The sequence below is a fragment of the Pseudomonas sp. Pf153 genome (genome assembly GCF_001269775.1).
Lineage (GTDB): Bacteria > Pseudomonadota > Gammaproteobacteria > Pseudomonadales > Pseudomonadaceae > Aquipseudomonas > Aquipseudomonas uvaldensis.
This window is the reverse complement of the sequence record NZ_LHVL01000006.1, coordinates 340,887-361,287: the sequence shown is the minus strand read 5'-3', so window position 1 is coordinate 361,287 and position 20,401 is coordinate 340,887. Positions and strand designations below refer to the sequence as shown.

Below are 20,401 nucleotides of genomic sequence, written 5' to 3'. Positions count from 1 at the left end.
AATCAATTAAATGAAATCACGAATTCCCTGTACATGCCATCTTCATCCGGCTGTATCAGCGCCAAGGTTGAATCATTTTCCTCAGCCAGGCGGCGTGCAATGTAAAGACCTAAGCCACGACCTTCTCTGGGAGGCTTTGTGGTAACAAATTGATCAAATACAGACTCAATACGTTCAGCAGAAATACCCGGGCCATTGTCGGAAAATCGTACCGTCTGCGCTAGCCCATCAATATCAATATGAATACTCGGGGGCTTACTCTGATCATATCGATTTACCAACCAGTAAAATGAATTGCTGAATAGATTATCGAGAATCTGCAAAATCTGGCCCTTTTCAACTCTTCGGGACAACTTAGACTTGCTCGACTGCGTCAAGATCACTTCGATGCCATGCCGCTTGCATTTTGAAGAATGAAACTCTACAAGCATTGCAGCTATATCGTAAATATTATGATCCGCCTTCCGTTGTCGACCAGGCACACTCAATTCGTCGAGAATACGAACTCTCTTTTCTAGTGTTTTTAGCTGTGCCTCAACCACTTCAAGAGGAACTTTTCCTGAGGAAACACTACGCAAAGTATCTTGCGTAACGCGGGTTAGCTCGTGAGCAATGAACTCAATCATCAATCCAACCCCAGCAAGATGCATAAACTGGTCTAGCTCTTCTTCAAAACTATTTATTCGAACCTTCGCTCTTTCCCATGCCTCACTGACCTCCTCTAAGTGATGCATTACCACTTCGAGATTTTTCGCTTCTTGGGGAACTCTTCCTTTAATCTGCTTTAAGCTAGCAATGGCTTTTTGCTTAGATCCCGTAATTTTTTCTTCAACTGCGGCCACAACCTCCTCAACCGGAGGGTTACTTTCTCTTTCTACAAGTTCAAGGAACGGTCGACAGACGCAGAGTATCACATAGCGCAATAGGCGAATTAAGGCTTCCTTGTCATAGGAGTCTCGAAAACCTTCTCGGTTTGTCTGGTCGTAAAGTTTGGGGTTTGCCGCCGAAGATATCCGCAAATACCCTACCATCTGCGCTCTATTTAGCTTATAAGCAGATGCAGCAAGGGCGTTTCGATCAAGATCGAGCCAGTCGTCGGAACGCTCACCATATGGATATACACGATAGCCATCACGGTAAACAAGAAATCCGCCACCCCATTGCTTTAAGAAAGGTTTAACAGAGCGATTCCATAGATCGTTCTGCTCCCGCATGATCTTGCCTCGGTTAAACCAATGAAACTCCATTTCCCAAGGCCCCAAGTCTCTGAGCGCTTTGGCCACTATCTCCCCATCAATTAACTGAATTTTCTTTTTCTTGGTCGTAGCCTCTTCTCTGACTGTCGCCCGCAAATGATCACCAGAAATATTGTCCGTTCGCTCTCTGGCATAGCGCTTATAGTCAACATTAACGATAAGATGCGGACTACCGGTATCATCATACTCTAGCCGAGCTCTGCAAACAGCATCGGCAGCTGACAAGGGTTCTTGGTCAAGATGGGGAATGGAACGAGGCTTACCTTGAAACTTCAGATTAATGAATTTATTAGCCGCCACAGACTTAAACGGATCCGCCAACTTAGCAAGATCATTATTTATAATTCCATCAACTTTTTCAGACGACCAATCCCCTTGAAGATCACTGATATAAATTGATGTGCCTGCTTTGACGTAGTCATCTTGATTGCAGTCTTGCTGGAACGGTTCAAAATCTAGATCTGTTGCGTCCAAATTCGGATCTAAGAATGCTGGACGCCAATCTAGCTCTAACCAATTCCACACTCGCTCCCCTTCCATTTTTGATTTTACGTTAATTAAGTGCCCAAGCCGCATTGCGGAAAGTCGGCCAATGCCCTTCTCTCCCAGCGGCAACTTCTGGGATGACTTAATATTTCCCTGAATTTGATTTTTATCAATTTTTCCAATTAAAATATTTTTTTCGATCAGTCTTCCTGGAGTCCCCACAGTTAGATAGCAAGAGTTCAGCGCTTCAATTGACATTCCTGATCCATGATCCCGGATGACAATTGTGCTACCTTCACAAAATGCTGCCCTAAGGCTCCTCAGGGCTTCGGCAGCGCTCGAGGGCGCCCCGTAAGCCTTATCAAATCGGCCCTTCGTTTCTGCAGTAACATCGTTTTCAATGCAGCTACTGACGAGAGCATTAAAAGCTCTCGCATCAAAATCGGAATCTTCGTCATTAATGACGTATAGCAAAGACTCTTCTAGCTGACTGTATGCGGAATACTGCAAGGCGATATCGATATCAATTTCAACTCGTTTCGAGCCTGCATCCAGCGCATTTTTCACTAGCTCATAAATAGCAACCGCATCAGAGCTAATTAACTCCGCCCCCAGCTCCAGCAGGACTCTTGCTTTAAAATTAATAGCCATATTTATCCCTAATTAGCAATTCCCACTTAATCTACAGCTGGCACACCAAGCACCCCTGATCATCGTCGTCATCCGGAACTTCCGTTCCTTCATGATCCGAGAATACCGCGATGAGTGTCGAGTTATCTTTGCGTTGAGATTGCCGTTCGACCCGAAGGGCATGATCTCGCTTGATTTGAGCCATTCGCTCAGGCCTTTCTAACTCAGCAAGGCTCTCGCCTTGACTCCAGGTAAAGAAATTTCCCGTTTTTTCAAACGGCACTTCATATTCTTTTGCTTTTTCATACAAATCAGGATGAGTCTCTTTCAAACGCACCCACTCGATCTTCTGTTGATAGAAGCAGAAGAAGCAGCCAGACCGCGTACGTCCCCATTTGGTGTAGGGCGGCATACCGACCCCCGAGGTTCGGAGAATCTCTTCGATGTCACGCAATATCAATCCGTCTTCTTGGAACGGGTAGACCGCCTTAATATTGGTCTTGTGGCTGATGTAGCCCGAGCGATTCTCCTCCGCGCGTAGCCCTACGTAATTGATCACTGGTTGATCGCCGCAGAAATCTTCAAATGGCTTAAGCTTGAGCATCTTGGTGCACCAACGGCGGTGATTCGAAGGAATCATTCCGCCATACATGGTGTACCAATGATCAAAGCCTAGGTCTGCATTCAAGCGATGTAGTGGCTTGCCTAGATAATTCTCTAGGCGCTGCAAATAGTCGTAAGTTTCCGGCAGTTCCTTGCCCGTGTCGCTGAAGATGTACTCCATCTCCGGCACACGGTCACGCATGTAGATCGCCAGCGCCGCGCTGTCCTTACCACCGGACAGGCTGAGAATATGTCTAACCTGCGGTTCTTTGCTCATGCGCCCTCTCCTTTTTTTCCGTGTTGGCCGTGCTCTGAAGTTTCATCAGCGCCTGTGCCAGAGTGGCAGCAACACGGTCTCGATCACCGCCTGCCTGCTGTGTCATCTCTTCAACCAAGAGATCCGCAGCATTTTGAGTTTCCGTATCGGCGGTCAGCAGCATCGCTGCCTCTTCACCACTGGGCAGCGTCAGGGTCAAACCGACAAAACGCTGGGTATGACGCTCCAGTTCACCGTCAGACATGGCAACCTGAAGCCAGCGTTTGTAACGTTTGCAAAGCGCCTTGACCTGGCTGGCAAACAACGGAACCTGGGAATCCGTCCAGACATCCAAGGGTCGGTGGACGACCACACTCGCAATGGAGTCGAGCCACTTGTCATCGGTCAATGTGATGTCCGAGCAGCGCATGATGAAGGCCTTGAGATCAGCTTCCACCAATCGCCCCACCACATCGGCACATTCAGCCTGCAGTTGACTACGCAACAGTTTCAGCGAGCCTGCGATGGAAAAGGCTTGTCCCATCGCCTGACTGATCTCATCTTGCAAATACCTGAAAGCCAAGCCCAGTTCGGTCAGCGAATTGCCAAGCGAGGTGCGGAAATCCCCACCGGCGCTGCTTTGCCCAGCCGCAAGAACACGAGGAATATCCTGAGCCAGCAGAGCCACAGGGTCAGTTGCTCGCTTGAGTACATCACGTAGGGCTTTGGTGGTCGGAGAGACGCGCAGTGTTTCCTGGGTATATTGAGGCAACCGCATATACCAGCGAATCATCTCCCGAGCGACATCTAGGTACGTCGCATCGATGCCGACCTGTACCCCAACGCTACCCAGCGCGGCGGCATAGTCCTGAACCAAGTCTTTCCGTTCACTGACAGTGTCGAACCTCCGGAGCTTGAAGGTCTGCGGACTACGGAACATCCGCTGCAAATGCTCCGGTGTCATTGCAATGACCAAACTGCCGCGCTCGAATATCGCACAGGAGTCGCGGTTGACCAGCAAATAGGTGACGCACCAAATCGAAGCCGGTCCGTTGCGCACGCCCAGCGGTGGCAATGCGAGGCGCGCAATGACGTCTGCGAAGCTGATCTGGTCATCGGCTTTGAGGGCCGCATCCAACTCAGCCCAAACCTTGCGGATCCCTTCGCCGCTATCTTTGTCTGGAGCACTCAACTGCCAGCGCTTGCCCACTTGGCGATGCAGGCGGGTGGACTGAAGCAAAGATCCGTACAGGAGACGCTCTGGAGGGAAGTCACTGAGCCCCAGCAGCTCTTGATCACCATTCTTGTCCAACAACTCGAAGAGTCGCTGTCGAGCCAGGGTAATTGCCGAGGACGGCTTGTCTTTGTTGATCAATTCATTGTGGATGACGGGCGCCGAGTTGAAGACACGATCGAACAACCAAGAAGCCGCTTGACTCATGTTCATCGACTGACTGCCAACGACGACCTCGCCAGCGTACCAGTAGCTCAGACTGTTATTGGACTCGTGCTGACGATTCAGGATCGCCAGGACGAGTCGAGCGACCTGCTCCCTGGCCCGGCCCAATTGGGTCTCCACATGACGCTCGGTCCACGGATCCAAAAGACGGCTTTTTACCTGGTCGTGTACCCAGGCCCATCGTGAGTATTCGATCAACGCGGCCCGCTCCTGCTCCCCCACGCGAATGATTGCGCTCAGGGTCTGCGGGTCGCGCATCTCGACAACGATCTGCTGGGCGTTATTGACCTGCTCAATCATCGCCGCATCGACAAACATCAAGCCAATGGTTCCATCATGCTGCGTAGGCTGAGCCAAGGCCGCCTTGATGGTTTCAGGAGCGCCGGTTACCACACGCGCCGAGCGCAAAGTCCCCGTCTGCTGGTAATGGCGGCTTGCGATAACACTTCGGTCAGACAAAACATGAGCAATGCCACTGAACATCAGTTCCTGCTCAGAACGCTGCAAGGTCTCCTGAAACAGTGCCTCAATATTTACGGCCGTGCTCACCGCAAACACGTAGTCATTATTGGCATGCCGGTGCTGCAGGATGGAGCGGAAGGCCAATCCAGCCAGGGCGTCCTGAACCTCTTCGACGGCACCGCCCTCGTTCATCACAGTGAAGGCCAGCAATTCGGCGGTCGTCACCACATGCAACGTGGCGGCAACCAGTTCGATGACCGCCAAGGCTTTGAGCAACTGAACTTGCAGCTCGGACAGATCCGCGTCACCGCGTTCAATTACCGAACAAGCAAAATCCCAGCGACGCTGTTGCTCCAGATCCCGGAAGTGCAGTCCGCTGCCGGCGGCAAGATAGTCATAGAGATGTGGCAGGGTATACCAAGCGTCCGGACTTGCTGCCGTGGTAGTGGCAAAATCACGTAGAGCACCGACTTCATGCCCGCGCATGAATGCATGGAAAGAACGCTCACTTTGGCCGAAGCGTTTGGAGATCACGGCGAGCGATGCAAGGGCAGCGGGGTGCAGCGGGTACAGCACCTCCGCCTGACCCAGCACGGCATCTCCATCGATACTTCGGAAGAAATTGAACGTTGCACTTGTGGCGTAGAGGCTCCGTGCCCTTTGCTGATAATCCACCTTCTCGGTGATCGGTGCCTGGACGGCCAAGGCATGCTTGGCGAAGTACGCGTAACGCTCTACTGGTTCGTCGAACGGCACGTCATCGAAGCGCGCCGAAACCTTGTGCCACTCCTCGGATAGGGACCGCCCCACACCGCGTGCATAGGCATCGAAATGCTGGTGCAGCATGGCCATTACTAAAAGGCGGTCATCGGTCGAATGCGAGGCGGCTTCAGCGATCTGCTGCAACGCCATCAAGTCGCCACCCTCGGGATGCAACGCGGCGTGCTCGATGAACTTGCCCAACTCATCGACCAGCAGCAAAGCACCGCGATAGCCGGCCGTTTGAACCACTGCCACAAAATCGCCCAGCATCGCTCCGACCGCAGCGTTGATCGGTAACTCGCGGTAGGACGAACTCGCGAGATCAACCTGCCGTGCAAATTGTGTCGCTATGCGACTCTTGGGCAGACTCGCCAAGGCGTCCAGCATCGCCTGGGCCAACGCCTCGCCCAAGGAAACACGTGAGCCCGAGACAGCAAGCGCAAATCGGTTATTTTGCGCGCGGAAAGCGGCCGCGATCTCAGGGGCGACTTCGTGCAACTGCTGCGCGAGCGGACCGTCGGCATGCTTACTATCGAGCAGACGGGCAATCAACAACCCAAGGGCAGACTTGCCGCTGCCATAGGGTCCCATGACCTTCCACGCACGCTGTGCACTTCCGGCATGAAGGGCGCCGCCGATCTGACGCAGCACCGTAAGGACCGCCGGAGTGATCAGGTAATTGTCGAGCGACTCCGGCGAATGCAGATCGCGAGTAAGGGAGATCGAGCGAAGAAACGTACCATCCAGCTCAATTTGTTCAATCAGAAACTCAGACATTCAAATCATCCCGTACTGTCTGCAACTGCTGCGCCCACTCGGGCATCTGGGCAGGTTCAAAAATGACTTGCTGGGTATCAGCGGTATCCACAAAGCGCACAGCGCTGGGGAAGTCCCGTTCTACGTTTTCCAGCAGTCTACGCAGTTGAAACTCATCTAGACGGAACACAACGCCAGGGCTGAATGGGCCGTGCAACAAGGTCTCCAAGCTTAGGCTGCGCGCCTCCGCACGGCGCGAGTAGTCACTCAGGGACAACAGGACGACGCGGCTGGTGATGCCTAGCGGAGCATTGCGACCGATCAGGTAGACGGTCGCCCCATCATCGGCGGTGGCCTGCTCAAACAGATCCAGATCCTGCAATGGACACCAAGACGTGTCATCGAGCGCGGAGGCTTCGCGTCTGTAGGATTGCAAAAACAGACCGGCATGCTGTTCTAGCGTCGAGCCGGCAAGCTTCTTGCCGTTATTTTCGGCGCGGGTCTGCAGGGCCTTAACCAGCGTCTTGCGATCGAAGCGAGAGAAACCTCCGGTGCCGAAGACTAAGTTCCACACCGCCACATCCGCGCGAGTAGACATCCACCAGTGCAGTAGCCATAAAGATTCAGGGTGTTCGAGGAACGGATCCCAGCCATCGTCACTAAGCAACAGTCGACCCAACGGCCCGGACTGCAAGCCTCCCCCCTGGGTACGCGCCTCCAGGACACCGAATGCCTCCGCCCAGAACTGCACCGACTTAACCATATTTCGGCCGATACCCAATGTCAGGGTAGCTCGGGCTTCATCCTTGAGGGCATAGGGATCTTGGCTGACAGCCGTATGAACCTTGGGCAACCACCCATAGCGACAGACAAACGACTCATGTCCGGAAAAACGCTCGTCGCGCCGCGGCTCAGCCATTACGCACCTCTCCTTGGACCGATTCCTGTTCTGCATCACGTGCAGCCGCTTCAATGATGATGCGCTTGGTCGCGGCATCAAAATAAATGTCGACCTGATCACCCTCTTCCAGCCCGGCATTCCGCAGTATCTGATCTCCGAGAGCTACCCGCCCCAGCTTCTGGATCCTACGGGTATCAAAAAACACCTTCATTCTGGTACTCCACGCCTGGTAACAGGCTCTTTGAATACTTGAATGATACTTTACTGACTGTCATTCGGGAGCGTTAAGAATGTCAAAAATAGCGTTTTTTGCAGATTTTTCAGCGTATTAGCTGATGGCAACAGGATAGCCAAGCATCAAGGCCAAATGATACTACGTCCGGCCCGCCTATTACGCATGCGCAGAGTAGAAATGGAGAGCTAGCGCTACGAGCGCTGCACGGGGCGCCTGCGAGGCGAAGAAAAGAAGCGGTGCCGCTTGCTGAATCGACCTTACGGCAGAGCGTCAGCACCACGTGCTGCCGATGCGCGAAGATGGTGTTTCAGGCAAACCGCAACGCTTCGGGAGAGGACGTCCTACACCGCCCACCGGGGTAATCCACAGAAAAGCGGCGAAGGAAGCCGACAACCCCAGGCCTACCGCCGCGCAACGGAACTGCTTGGACCGCCCAACGCATCAACCTGCAAGGCTGCATTGATATCCATGGGTCGGCGATGGCAAACCGATATTCCTCGTGGCTGAGCCTCAAAAACTCATTAACTATTCCACGAGGAGATAAACCATTCCCGCCTAACCACGACCATCCCACCGCCCCCAAACCAGTCAATGACAGTCGGCAGTTAAGTTGCTTAAGCCGCCTCAAGGGAGCTTTAACAGGAATCGGTTGCAGACGCCAAGTTTCCACGGCTCCAGCGCCGCAATCGGCACTGAGCATTATTGCCGTCGTTGATTACTCATCAAGCAGAATGCCAAGCCCGAGCCAGGTACTCATTGGTAAACCCCCAACTCAATGCGCTGCAAATACGCTTCGACAATTTGGAAGCCGAGTGCGTTTGCGATCAACTCCAGCGGGACATTACCCGCCAGGTGCTTGCACGGCCTCCCAAGCCATTCTTCGGCCCGTTGCTGAGAACCAAACACTGAGGCGGAGTGCTCGAAGCTGCAAAAGAAAGGTCTCAAGGTTGAGCCATCAGGCATTCCAAATCCGCAGCAAGTCCCCACGATTACGATGTCCTACGTTCGAGATCCCAAAAATCCGGGCATGGGTTGCTGAACTGGCTAAAGGTATTTGCGAAGGTTGCGGCCAGAAAGCACCGTTCGAGGTAGATGGGTTGCCGTTTCTTGAAGTGCATCATGTGAAGCATCTGGCTCAGCAAGGATCGGATAGCATTACTAACGCGGTTGCGTTGTGTCCGAACTGTCACCGGCGTTGTCATTTTGCCAGTGATAAAGAGGCGTTCACCTTGTCACTGTATGGGAAGGTGAGTCGGTTGATTGCTGAGTGAGCTTAGTATTCGATTCACTACCTTCAAGTGGAGATATGACGGTGTCTGTCTTGCAGCTCGCCGACTGCTTCCAGTGGCCGGGCATATGGGATGGCCCCAAGCTAAATCGATATAGAGCCATTTGGTCATTCTTCCATCGCAGGCGTGCTGCGACGATTACGACCATAGGGCAATAGCCATTGCTTTGAATGTCATGAACCATTCGAGAACTGCGTGGATAGCAATGGTCGTGCCTTTCCACTGAGCCTGACCCAAAGCTACTCCAATGACGACGGTAGCTACCACAACGAATTTTGCAGCTAACTTCAGCACCCAGAGTTGCCTCCAAAGAGGGTGCTCTGCAGCGAAATCTGGCTGATGAATTCGAAATCTCTTCCCGACCACAACCACCCAGAGTAATAGAGCAACAACCAAAAGAGCGGCGACCGGTTGCGCCATAGGAAAATGAAGCATTAAAGCGACGATTGTTGCAGGCCACACCAGCTTCGCTGCGTATCTCTTGGCTTCGATTTCGCTTGGCGTCGTAAATTGGGGGCTGTACTTCCTGAACATCAACATGACTCAACCCTTACGGCACTTGCCGACTCTGCTGAATGGTATGAAAGCTATCAAATTCGCGGGTTTGGAGGGTGCGGGCCTGTTACAACCTTTTGCAACACATCGCTTCAGCACCGCTTAATGCGTTGGGACAAGGAGTGCATGATTCAACCTACGCCTTGCGAATTTGTTTGGAATAATCAGCGTTCTTGAGCCTGGGCAATAACATTTGCTCATAGGGAGCATGAGGGTTCCAGGGGACCGCCCTCGAATCCATCGTTGAAGTCGTCGAGGGTCTGGTTGAATTCCGCAGACATCCGGATCCTACCCTTCAACCGCCCAGGCTTGCGTACCCGTCGTGTATCGAGATGAGGCCGCAGCTCCAGATATGGCTGGCCGGCTCTGGTGATCACCACCTTGTCGCCACGCCACACCCGTTCAGCCAGTTGGGAAAGTTGGGACTTGGCCTGGTGTATATCTACTTGCACCCGTTCACTCATAACCACCTCCCTTGGGTTCGCTAAGCTAGCCCACCCTGGAGGTTTCCGATAGCCAAGAGCACCTCCCCATCAAACCTTATAAGACATCACCTCATCTGGATTCTTAATCTCACCGGACGCCTCACGCCCAAGCAGCTTGGCCTCCCCGAAACGTTGGTTCACCTAAAGGCAACGGGAACCACCCTCCTCCACGTCACCCTTCCCCCATTTATGGGAAACCGCCTTGCGCTCTTAGCTATAACCTTAGAAGCAACTGCGAATTAGACTTGCCGAGGTGAAATCCGCGTTGTGATTAAGGAAGACAACATGCAAGAAATTTTCAGCATCAACTGGTTGCTTTGGCTATCGACCATGGTTCCGCTGACCTTGAGTGCAGGCCCTGGCAACTTGATGGTGGCGACGTCGGGTGCGCAAAGCGGTGTACGTCGTTCGGTGCGGTTTATCGTTGGGCTCGACATTACTTACTTCCTGATCGCCGTGCTGGTCGGCTTGGGCCTTTATCACACGCTGACGAACAATCCGACGCTGGTATGGGCGCTGCAAGTGGTGGGCAGTTTCTACATCTTGTGGCTGGGGGTGCGCATGCTGCGTCGTCCACTCAAAGCGCCCACCGACAAAGCCATGCACCTGCAATTTCGGGACGGCATTGTTGTGCAACTGGGCAATGTGCAAGGGATCGTGATGTTGCTGGTGATGTTTTCCACGTTCATGCCTTCCGGCGAGACCAGCAGCACGGTTGTGTTGATCCTTAGTGCGGCGCTGATTTCGCTGAATTTCTTCTCGCATGTCATCTGGGTGTCGATGGGGTCGACCGTGCAAAGGCTGATCCGGTCCCGCCCCAGATTGCTGATGTTTCAGAACGCTGCGTTTGGCCTGATGCTGATAGCGGTTGCTGTATGGATTTTCCTGCGCATCGGCCCGCTTTAAGGAGGCTTCCATGACCCAGACTCACGGGATTGTCTTCGCCGCCCCCGGCGCACCCAACGTCATGGAGTTTCGTCAATACCCGCTGCGTACCGCCGGCCCTGAAGAAATAACGGTTGCCATCGAAGCCGCCGGCGTGAACTTTATCGACTTGCACCGGCGCTCCGGCGCGCTGGACGATGGTTCAGCCTACCCCCGAAGCTTGGGCATGGAAGGTGCTGGGCGTGTCGTCGAATGTGGATCGCAGGTGAAAAGCCTGGCCATTGGCGATCGAGTGGCCTTCGTGGACAGCTCGACCGGCAGCTACGCCAGTCACGCGGTCGTTCGCGCTTCGCGGGCGATACGCCTGCCCGATGACGTACCGAGCGAAGTCGCGGCAGGCGTACTGTTCAAAGGGCTGACGGCCGAATACCTGACGCATCGCTGCGTGCCGCTGGCGCCTGGTGACTTTGTGGTATGGCACGCGGCGGCGGGCGGCGTGGGCAGCATTGCCACAAGCTGGTTGGTCGCTCGCGGTATGCGCGTGATAGGTCTCGCGTCGACCGAAGCCAAACGCCGCCAGGCTCTGGAGGTAGGGTGCATAGCGGCTCTCGATGCCGAAGCGCCAGACACACTGGGGTCGATCCGTGAATTGACCGATGGCAAAGGTGCCCATGTCGTGTTCGACTCTATCGGCAAAGATACCGTGGAGCTGTCATTGGCGAGTTTGCGTCCGTGCGGCCACCTCGTGCTGTTTGGCAATGCTTCGGGCGACGTGACGGATTTCAACCTGTCCCGGCTCGGGCAAATGGGCTCGCTGCATGTGACGCGGCCGTCATTGAAGCACTACATCGGTGGCGACGCTGAATTGACTCACGCGGCCGCACGGGTGCTACAAGCAGTGTCCAGCGGTGCGATTCGTTTGCCGCCAATAGCGCATTTCCCCCTCGCGCTGGCTGCCCAGGCCCACTGCGCCATGCAATACCGCCAAACCCAGGGTTCATTGATCCTGGTGCCATGACCCCGCGGTAAACGGCCGTCAGTGCATGCCGACCGCTTTGCTGTGAAACAGCTCCGTCAGATATTCCACCACTCGATCAACGCGGCTCACACCCTGGGTCGCCTGATTGCGCAGCAACCAGATTTCCGAGCGGCGAGCAGGGTGATTGGCCAGTACCTGGCACAGACCGGACTGGTGCCCGACATAGACGGGTAACGCGGCAATCCCCAGATCGGCTTCGACTGCCTTGAGCTGCGCATTCAGATTTGAAACGCGCATCCACAGCTTCTGCTCTCCGGTCATTTCGCTCAACCATTGGGCGAGCGGCATGTACGACATTTCTTCGGTCCAGCCGATCAGGCTGTGGTGCTTGAGATCGGCGGGTTCGGCCGGCAGACCGTTGGCATCGGCATAAGCCTTGGAGCAGAAAAGCCCCTGCATCAGCGTCCCGACCCGGCGCATGGTGAAGTTACCGTTCTCCGGTCTGCGCAAGCGGATGATGATGTCGCTGTGGCTCTGCGTGAGTTTCGACGACACCGCCGAGTTAATGAAGTCAAAGCTGATCTCGGGGTACTGATCATGGAATACCGCGAGTTGGGGAATGATCAAGTGCGTGCCCATTAGTTCAGGACAATCGATGCGCACCTGCCCCGCCATCCGATCCCCCGGTTGCGACATCTGCCGCTCGATCAGTTTGAAACGCTCCTCCGTTTCCAGTGCCAATGGCAGCAACGCTCTTCCCGCTTCAGTCAGGAAGTAACCGTTAGTCTTCTTCGAAAACAACACCGTACCGAGCGCTTCCTCAAGCGCCGCGATCTTGCGCGACACCGTCGACGCCGAAACCTTGAGCGAGATTCCGGCCTCGGTCACGTTGTTCGATTTAGCGACGAAGATAAAAACCTTCAGATCATCCCAATCCATGTCGATGACATACCCAAAAATGGAAAATCGATCCCCACCTATTTCTATTCGAAATATTCAGAGGCCACGTTACAGTTTTTGCATGGAGCAAAACCCTAGAGGAAACATGGATGATACGTAACTCAATGCGCGCCCTTCCAGGGTTCATGCAGCCGTTTCTGAGTTGGCTGACAGCCAAGCCTCTCCCTGAAGATCTCGATAAAGTCCGACCTCTGAAGCCGTTCCACCATATCGTCGTGTCGGCGGGATTGATAGCCGGCGGCGCGCTGTTGGCCGGTATCGGTTATTCGCAAGCCAGCATTGCGCTGTGGCTGCTGGGCTTTGTCCTGGCCACCGGTGGCATCAAGCAGATGCAAGTGATGATCTGCCACAACTGCGCCCATGACATGGTCTTCGAATCGCGCGAGATCAATATGGTCGTCGGCCGGATCATTTCCGGCGTCCTGATGCTCAAACCCTTCGATACCTACAAGAGCGAACATGCTCTGCACCACAGTTCGAAAACGCTGCTGACCGACGATGATGACACCCTCTCTTACCTGCAAAGTGTGGTGGGGTTAAAACCGTCCGACAGCACCACCACCATGTGGGCCAAACTGGTCTGGACCGCGCTGTCGCCACTGGCCGTGCTGCGTTCGTGCTGGAGCCGATTGAAAGGCACCGCCACGGCTGAAAACCACCGAGTCGCAGCATTGACGCTGGTCTTCTGGGCGGGCCTTGCACTGCTCTCGGCAGCCTTGGGCCATTTCGATCTGTTCATCGCGGCATGGGTGATCCCGATCTTCGCCGGCTACCACATCAGCACCACATTTCGCCTGGCGGCCGAGCATACCTGGCCCAGCGTGGACGTACTGGAACGGCGTGGCATCGACTTCATTTGCGAGAGCACCACCGGCGTCTTTATCGGCGAAGAACTGCGCATACCCGTAGGTGCCGGAACTGTTCGACGCTTCGCCCATATCAGCGTCTGGCTGATCAAGATGCTGGCGTTCCACTTGTTTGTCCGGGTGTTTGTGATGGTCGGCGATACACCGTGTCACGACTTTCATCATCGGCGCCCAAGATCCAAAGACTGGCCGAACTACATTACTGCCCGCGAACGCGACAGGATCGAAGGTTCCAAACCTTTTCCCACGAACTACACCGAGACCTGGGGCTACATCAACTCGGTGACTACCAACTTTCGCAACTTTCAGCGGGCGCTCCCGTACTACACAACCAGGACAGCCACTCAAAAGGGACTTTAACGATGACGTTCAGCAAAACTGCTCTGCTCACCACCGTGCCTTCGGACTCCCATAGCTGGAACCTGGTGTTCATGGAGTTCCTGCTTACAGACATGGGCTACAACGTCGAGAATCTGGGGCCGAACACGCCCATGGATGAAGTGATTGCGCGGCTCAACCGCCACGCCAGCGCCATGGTTGTCGTCAGCACGGTCAATGGCCATGGTTACATCGAAGGCGCTGAACTGGCGCGGCGTATTCGTCGCGAAACCAAACACACCGACGGGGTGTATATCGGTGGCAAGATCTGCACCGAAAACGACCCGCAAACCATCGCCCGACATAGCGACACACTGCGCGCCGCCGGTTTCGATGAGGTGTTCGACGACAGCGTGGCCAACAGCTTCGATGCCTTTCAGGAACTGGTGTCTGCCCAGTTGTATCCAGAGCATTACCTGGAGAAACGGGTCGCGCGCTGACCCGTTGCACTCTTTATCGATTCGCAGAAAAGGCAGATCAGGATGATCGATTTCAACACCCATGTTCTCGAACGCTTCAACACGCATGGCCCGGTACTCCAGCCGCGAATGGGCTTCAGTGACCCGGCCCGGATGCAAGCCGGCCTGGAAGCCACAGCAGCGAGCCGTGCGAACACGGTGTGCACCATCACGCTTGACGCGTTCACCCGGGTGAACAATCTTGAAGCAGCGCAACGGGCCATCGACAGCGCATCGATGCTCAACGGTTATCCGATCGTCAACCATCCGCCCGCGCAGACCCGTGCCATGATCGACCAGATTGATGCGCGCTACCGCCTGCCAGTGCAGGTTCGTCATGGTTCACCCGACCCGTTGCACATTTTCGAGCGCATGGTCGACGTCGGTCTGCCCACCACCGAGGGCGGGCCGATTTCCTATTGCCTGCCCTACAGCCGCACGCCGTTGCGCGAGGCGTTCGGTCACTGGGAGAAAGCCTGTCAGGTGCTCTCCAGCGGCGTCGACAACAGTCACATCGAAAGCTTCGCCGGTTGCATGATGGGACAGATGTGCGACCCGGTGATCCTGGTGGCGCTGAATATTCTTGAAGGACTGTTCTTGCGCTCACAGGGCATCAAGACGCTGTCGTTTTCCTACGCTCAAGGCACCTCGCCGGTGCAGGATCGTGCGGCGGTAACAGCCCTGCAACAACTCGCGGCCGAATATTTTGCGCCGGGCAGCTATCACTTTGTCGGTTATGTGTTCATGGGGTTTTTCCCACGCACGCTTGGCGGTTTTTGCCGAATCACGGGCGATGCGCTGGCGATGATCCGCGCCACGGGTGTGCAGCGGGTGATCATCAAGACGCCGGTGGAATCAAGGCGCATTCCCCGGATAGAGGAAAATATCGCGGCGCTGGAGTACTGCGACTACTGCCTGAACACCGACGGTGTTTTACCGCAGATTCCGTTCGATGCCCAGGAACACGGACGCGTCCTGCGTAGCGCGAAGCGCCTGATCGAAGGCACGCTGGCCCACGACAGTAACTTGTCCGAAGCCCTGCTCGGTGCCTTCGACAGTGGTTTTCTGTCGATTCCCTACTGCCTGCACCCCGACAACAAACGCGGCGCCGGCACCGTGCTGACACCAGAAAACTATTACCACGGCTTCCAGGGCGAGCGGGTGGAAAACGCCTTCTCGTTTCTGGCGGCGCTGAGACAGAACATCCGCACTTATGACTGCGTGCTTTGACGCCGGACCTAGGCCATCAGTACGCGCACGGCACGGTCATGAATTTGTATGCGAAACCCGGCTTCGCGCCATCATTCATGCCGTCGCCCTTGTCGCTACTCGTAGCTCTCTCCACTGACTCGCGAAAAAGTAGAAGTGGTTGCCTGAAAATATCCCGTGCAACCCACCCCCACAACCCGCTATTAATACCCTCCCCCACTCAAGGACCCGAACCCCATCGTGAAATTCGACCTCGCCTACTGCCTCAGCCTCGACGAAAAGCTGTCGATCTATGACGTGCGCGATTTGAATTTTGACGAGACGGTGGCGTTCGATTCCGCGAAGGAACACTTCCAGTGCCCCAACGATGCGTGTCGGGCAGCGTTTGATGCAGGGAATGTACTGGGGACGTTCAACGCCAAGAATGTGCGCTACGTGCGTACACCGCACTTCAAGAACATCCCCAGCACGCGGCACATAGAAGGTTGTCCTTACGTCAGCCTGAAAGCACCGGCGTCGGGGCTGGAGGGGGAAGGTGCGGAAACGGATGACAGTCGGGAGGAGCATTTCCCGTCGGAGTTGTTACTGACTCGCCGTGAGTATGTGCGTAAGCCGTCCAACCCGGCGCTAGTGACAGACGTCATGGGCGATGAGCGAGCGCGTTCGCCTGCCAGTCATGTCGAGCACCCGAGCCGTGATTCAGCGCCAGACAAGACCAGTGTCTTCGCCCACCCGGTTGAGTGTTTTGTCTCGAACTTCGCCGACAAGGACCTGCTCAAGCGCATGCCGCTGAAGATCGGCGAGCACTCGGCGCCCTATGGATCGTTCTTCAAGAAGATCGAGTACCTGCTGGACAACAAAGGGTTGATTTACTGGGGCAAGATCAAGGAGATCAAGGACTACACCCAGAGCTTTCGCATCGATTTCGAACAGAAAGTCTGGTTCAAGCAACCGGACGACACGAAGAAGAAGCCTTACTCGGTGAATGTTTACCTGAGCAAGAAGCTGATCGACAACTACCGCAAGCGCAAGGCGTTCCTGGAAGAGATCAAGCACGCCGCCGCCAGTGAAGCGCCGTTGTATTGCTTCTTTTATGGCGTGACGCCGGAGTTCAAGCAGGTGCCGAGCAAGAAAAACCCCGAACAGACGTTCGGGATATTCAGCGCCAATATCGAGAACCTGGACCACTTCATTATTCGCGAAGCGCCGGGGTTGGCCGCCGAGTGAACAGCTCGACATCCGCGACTCAAAAGCGCCCGGATGGAGAAACCGCCGGTCACCTATCCAAAAAATGAGATTGATCCGGACCCAAAACAACTGTACAAAAACACAGTATTTTTGAATCCACCGCTTTGGAGAACTCTCATGGCCTCTCTCGCAATCAAAAACACCCTGGAACGCATCGCTGTCTATCAATTCACTCCTGCCCACAGCGCGCAGGCGCGTGCGATGCTGGGCTGGAGCGTCGAGGAATTGTCCCGCCAGTCCGGCGTCTCGGTCCAGGCCATCCGGCGTTTCGAGGCCGGGGGCAACCTGCTCGACGTGACCCGCCTGGCACTGGCCTTTCGACTGGAAGCCGAAGGACTGGTGTTCTTTCCCGGCTTCGCACCGGGTCGCGGCATGAACATCAAGGGTGCCACGCCGGATCCGATGGAGCGGGCCGATTACGCGATGATCGAATGATCACGACGTCCGGTGTGGCATCGGGTGGTTACGCCATGCCTGCGTGGTCTTGATAGGCCGAGGCTTCAACGTCCAACCACCAGGCCCGGCCACGTTGCGGCTGGGACAGGTTGAAGGGCTCTCCCATTTGCGGCGTGGTGATCAGAACGTTGCGCTCCCACGCCAGGGCCAGGATACGGTCGAAGGGCTCGTACCAGGCATGCATCGACAGGTCGAACGTGCCGTTGTGGATCGGCAGCAGCCAGCGTCCCTTGAGGTCGATGTGCGCTTGCAGGGTTTGCTCGGGTTGCATGTGGATCAGGGGCCATTCGACGTTGTAGGCGCCGGTTTCCATCAGCGTCAGGTCAAAGGGGCCATATTGATTGCCGATGCGCTTGAAGCCATCGAAATAACCGGTGTCACCGCTGAAGAAGATCCGGGTGTCGCCGTCGATCATGACCCACGAGGCCCATAACGTGCTGTTGCCATCGAACAGGCCACGACCGGAAAAGTGCTGGGAGGGCGTGGCAATGAACTCGATACCGGCCACCTCCGTGCCCTGCCACCAGTCCAACTGCCGCACCTTGCTGGCGTCGACACCCCATTTGATCAGGGTATCGCCTACGCCAAGAGGCGCCAGGAAATGTTGGGTCTTGGCAGCCAACTGGATGATGGCCTGGTGATCCAGATGGTCGTAATGATCATGGGAAAGAATCACCGCCTCGATCGGCGGCAACTCTTCCAGGCTGATGGGCGGCTGATGAAAACGCTTGGGACCCGCCCATTGCACGGGGGAAGCACGTTCCGAGAAGACCGGGTCGGTCAGCCAGAATTTATCCCGAAGCTTGAGCAACACGGTGGAATGGCCGAGACGAAAGACGCTGCCATTGGGCGCAGCCAGCAGCGCGGCATGTGTCAATGGTTGAACCGGGACGGCTCCCGTGGGACGGGTGTCACGCGGCTTATGGAAGACCATGTTCCACAGGATGCGCAAGGCCTTGCCGAGCCCTTCCCGGGGTGTAGGGGCATGGTTGCGATACTTCCCCTGCTCCTGCCGGGACGAGGGAGGGACTGAAGAGCTGTCGGACGAAGAAATAGAGGGATGGGTCATGATGCGATAACTCCAAGGACGTCGCCGGCATTGCGCTTCGCCGTTGTTGAACGCTAAATGGCCGCTGCATGCACGCTCAGCCGTTCGCTGGATAGTAAAACTACACCGACCGGTGTAGGTTGCAGACTGCATGACTCCCAAGAACAAGTAAACCACTGAGTGTAACTTATCTTTTCCGGATCGATTTCTGCCCATGACCGTACCGCAACGCCTCACCGACCGAAAACGCGAAGCCATCCTGGAAGCCGCCATTGCCGAATTCCGCAGCAGCGGCTTCGATATCACCAGCATGGACAAGATCGCGGCGACGGCCGGCGTATCCAAGCGCACGGTATATAACCACTTCCCCAGCAAGGAGGAACTGTTCGCTGAAATTCTGAACCGGTTATGGAACCGTGTGACGGCAGAACAGGACGCCGCCTATACCCCCGATAAACCCTTGCGTGATCAGCTTCGCCAATTGCTGCAAGCCAAATTGCACCTGTTGGCAGAGGACAGTTTTCTCGATCTGGCGCGTATCGCCATTGCCGCCACGATTCATTCTCCCGAGCGAGCCCAGGACATGGTGTCGCGCATGGGGCAGCGCGAAGAAGGCCTGACGGTGTGGATTCGCCAGGCACAGGCCGATGGTCGTTTGAAAACCGTGGATCCGGCGTTTGCCGCCCAGCAGCTGCACGGGCTGCTGAAGACGTTTGCCTTCTGGCCGCAGATTTCCATGGGCCAGCCGAGCCTGACCCCGGCTCAGCAGATCGAGGTCATCGAATCCGCCCTCGACATGTTCCTGACCCGCTACCAGCGCTGAGGATCAACGCAACTGCAAATTGCGTCCCAACTCGTCGAACAGGGTTACCACCGAGCGCAAGGCGCGGCAGTCCGGTCGGGTCAGAAGCCACAATGCCGTGTCATACCCCCTCAACGGTTCGCCCAAGGGAACCAGGCTTTGACTGTCACCCAGAAGAAAGTCCGGCAGCGCCGCGACACCCAGACCGGCCCGCACCAGCTCGGTGACCGACAGCATGCTGTTGCAGCGATAAGCTGGCACCACATCGGGAAAGTGCTGACGGCGCCAAGTCACAGTGGGGTGGTCGGGAAGGAAATCGTCCGGCGCGATCCACGTCATTGACCTCAAGTCATCGGGGCTTATCGAACGCAAATAGGCCGGACTCGCACACACGCGATAGGCCACATCGCCCAGATGTCGACCGACCAGATGTTCCGGTGGCGTGCGGGTCAATCGCAGTGCGATGTCGGCGTCGCGCCGGCTCAGGTTGGCAAAATCATTCGAGGTGCTCAGTTCGAGGTGCAGCGCCGGATAAGCGGGCATGAACCGCGCCAGCGCCGGCAACAGCAGCGCTTGCAGGACCGAGTCGGAGCAGGTCAACCGCACCGTGCCGGTAATCACTTCGCCGCCCTGCTCCACCCCAATGCGCGCCGCCTCCAGAGCTTGCTCGGCACGCTCGGCCTGTTCGCACAGCACCCGGGCCAGGCTTGTGGGCAGATACCCGGCCCGGCTCTTTTCGAACAACGGCTGGCCCAGGGCTGCTTCGAGCCGGCGTACCGAACGAAATACCGTGGACACATCCACCTTCAGCAGCTGCGCAGCCCGAGCCAGCGAACCGCCACGAACGAGCGCCAGGATCAGAGACAGGTCGGGATAGTCCAGACGATAGTGCATCGATGCATTGATCCCTTGGGTAAATGCCCATATTGATTGCGTGAACGCCAATCTATAGTGGCAACCAGGAATCAACAAGCGAT

At 55.7% G+C, this 20,401-nt stretch carries 19 protein-coding genes and 1 pseudogene; 9 read left to right on the top strand and 11 right to left on the bottom strand.

Annotated elements, in window-relative coordinates:
- Window positions 1–2: 2 nt before the first annotated feature.
- The 6 genes and pseudogenes from AD666_RS02480 to AD666_RS02455 all read right to left on the bottom strand — a co-directional run.
- Window positions 3–2,393: an ATP-binding protein gene (locus tag AD666_RS02480; protein ID WP_053147199.1), complete on the bottom strand. Its 2,391-nt coding sequence runs from the start codon at window positions 2,391–2,393 to the stop codon at window positions 3–5.
- Window positions 2,394–2,424: 31 nt separating this feature from the next.
- Entirely contained in the window at window positions 2,425–3,252 is an 828-nt protein-coding gene (locus tag AD666_RS02475; RefSeq protein ID WP_053147198.1) for a phosphoadenosine phosphosulfate reductase family protein, read from the bottom strand.
- Window positions 3,230–6,691, bottom strand: coding sequence for a hypothetical protein (locus AD666_RS02470; RefSeq protein WP_053147197.1), 3,462 nt, complete (start codon window positions 6,689–6,691; stop codon window positions 3,230–3,232). Before AD666_RS02470 ends, AD666_RS02475 begins: the two co-directional genes overlap by 23 nt.
- Window positions 6,684–7,589: a DUF4007 family protein gene (locus AD666_RS02465; RefSeq protein ID WP_053147196.1), complete on the bottom strand. Its 906-nt coding sequence runs from the start codon at window positions 7,587–7,589 to the stop codon at window positions 6,684–6,686. Before AD666_RS02465 ends, AD666_RS02470 begins: the two co-directional genes overlap by 8 nt.
- Window positions 7,582–7,782, bottom strand: coding sequence for a hypothetical protein (locus tag AD666_RS02460; protein WP_039591846.1), 201 nt, complete (start codon window positions 7,780–7,782; stop codon window positions 7,582–7,584). Before AD666_RS02460 ends, AD666_RS02465 begins: the two co-directional genes overlap by 8 nt.
- Before the next feature lie 777 nt (window positions 7,783–8,559).
- Window positions 8,560–8,727: pseudogene (locus tag AD666_RS02455) on the bottom strand (antitoxin Xre/MbcA/ParS toxin-binding domain-containing protein); the annotation flags it as partial.
- A 191-nt stretch (window positions 8,728–8,918) separates the two neighbouring features.
- On the opposite strand from AD666_RS02455, the gene AD666_RS26960 reads away from it, so the two are divergent.
- Entirely contained in the window at window positions 8,919–9,077 is a 159-nt protein-coding gene (locus tag AD666_RS26960) for an HNH endonuclease (protein WP_371259562.1), read from the top strand.
- A gap of 156 nt (window positions 9,078–9,233) precedes the next feature.
- Here the strand turns inward: AD666_RS26960 and AD666_RS02450 are convergent, their stop codons facing one another.
- Together AD666_RS02450 and AD666_RS02445 are read right to left on the bottom strand one after the other, a co-directional pair.
- Window positions 9,234–9,635 (bottom strand): hypothetical protein, encoded by a 402-nt coding sequence (locus AD666_RS02450; RefSeq protein ID WP_053147194.1) that lies wholly within the window; start codon window positions 9,633–9,635, stop codon window positions 9,234–9,236.
- A gap of 212 nt (window positions 9,636–9,847) precedes the next feature.
- Window positions 9,848–10,114 carry a type II toxin-antitoxin system Phd/YefM family antitoxin gene (locus AD666_RS02445; RefSeq protein WP_053147193.1) on the bottom strand — a complete coding sequence of 89 codons (267 nt, stop codon included), beginning with the start codon at window positions 10,112–10,114 and terminating at the stop codon, window positions 9,848–9,850.
- 306 nt (window positions 10,115–10,420) lie between these two features.
- Between AD666_RS02445 and AD666_RS02440 the strand changes: the two genes are divergently transcribed.
- Window positions 10,421–11,041, top strand: coding sequence for a LysE family translocator (locus AD666_RS02440; RefSeq protein WP_053147192.1), 621 nt, complete (start codon window positions 10,421–10,423; stop codon window positions 11,039–11,041).
- Between the two features lie 10 nt (window positions 11,042–11,051).
- On the top strand, window positions 11,052–12,038 hold the full coding sequence (locus AD666_RS02435; RefSeq protein WP_256222419.1) for a quinone oxidoreductase: 987 nt from the start codon (window positions 11,052–11,054) through the stop codon (window positions 12,036–12,038).
- A gap of 18 nt (window positions 12,039–12,056) precedes the next feature.
- On the opposite strand, the gene AD666_RS02430 is transcribed toward AD666_RS02435, so the two are convergent.
- Window positions 12,057–12,938 carry a LysR family transcriptional regulator gene (locus AD666_RS02430; RefSeq protein ID WP_053147191.1) on the bottom strand — a complete coding sequence of 294 codons (882 nt, stop codon included), beginning with the start codon at window positions 12,936–12,938 and terminating at the stop codon, window positions 12,057–12,059.
- A gap of 110 nt (window positions 12,939–13,048) precedes the next feature.
- On the opposite strand from AD666_RS02430, the gene AD666_RS02425 reads away from it, so the two are divergent.
- The 5 genes from AD666_RS02425 to AD666_RS02405 all read left to right on the top strand — a co-directional run bounded on the left by AD666_RS02425 (window position 13,049) and on the right by AD666_RS02405 (window position 17,553).
- Window positions 13,049–14,185 (top strand): fatty acid desaturase, encoded by a 1,137-nt coding sequence (locus AD666_RS02425; RefSeq protein ID WP_172679579.1) that lies wholly within the window; start codon window positions 13,049–13,051, stop codon window positions 14,183–14,185.
- Window positions 14,186–14,187: 2 nt separating this feature from the next.
- Window positions 14,188–14,643 (top strand): cobalamin B12-binding domain-containing protein, encoded by a 456-nt coding sequence (locus tag AD666_RS02420; RefSeq protein ID WP_053147190.1) that lies wholly within the window; start codon window positions 14,188–14,190, stop codon window positions 14,641–14,643.
- A gap of 42 nt (window positions 14,644–14,685) precedes the next feature.
- Window positions 14,686–15,891: a methylaspartate mutase gene (locus AD666_RS02415; RefSeq protein WP_053147189.1), complete on the top strand. Its 1,206-nt coding sequence runs from the start codon at window positions 14,686–14,688 to the stop codon at window positions 15,889–15,891.
- Between the two features lie 219 nt (window positions 15,892–16,110).
- The gene (locus tag AD666_RS02410) at window positions 16,111–17,097 is read left to right on the top strand and encodes a hypothetical protein (RefSeq protein WP_053147188.1); all 987 of its coding nucleotides are present in this window, start codon (window positions 16,111–16,113) and stop codon (window positions 17,095–17,097) included.
- A gap of 138 nt (window positions 17,098–17,235) precedes the next feature.
- Window positions 17,236–17,553: a helix-turn-helix transcriptional regulator gene (locus AD666_RS02405; RefSeq protein ID WP_053147187.1), complete on the top strand. Its 318-nt coding sequence runs from the start codon at window positions 17,236–17,238 to the stop codon at window positions 17,551–17,553.
- 28 nt (window positions 17,554–17,581) lie between these two features.
- Here AD666_RS02405 and AD666_RS02400 read toward each other — a convergent pair whose 3' ends face one another.
- Window positions 17,582–18,643 (bottom strand): MBL fold metallo-hydrolase, encoded by a 1,062-nt coding sequence (locus AD666_RS02400; RefSeq protein ID WP_053147186.1) that lies wholly within the window; start codon window positions 18,641–18,643, stop codon window positions 17,582–17,584.
- 193 nt (window positions 18,644–18,836) lie between these two features.
- Here AD666_RS02400 and AD666_RS02395 point away from each other — a divergent pair, with 193 nt between their 5' ends.
- On the top strand, window positions 18,837–19,445 hold the full coding sequence (locus AD666_RS02395; protein WP_053147185.1) for a TetR/AcrR family transcriptional regulator: 609 nt from the start codon (window positions 18,837–18,839) through the stop codon (window positions 19,443–19,445).
- Window positions 19,446–19,448: 3 nt separating this feature from the next.
- Here the strand turns inward: AD666_RS02395 and AD666_RS02390 are convergent, their stop codons facing one another.
- Window positions 19,449–20,396 (bottom strand): LysR family transcriptional regulator, encoded by a 948-nt coding sequence (locus AD666_RS02390; protein WP_082339644.1) that lies wholly within the window; start codon window positions 20,394–20,396, stop codon window positions 19,449–19,451.
- Window positions 20,397–20,401 lie beyond the last annotated feature (5 nt).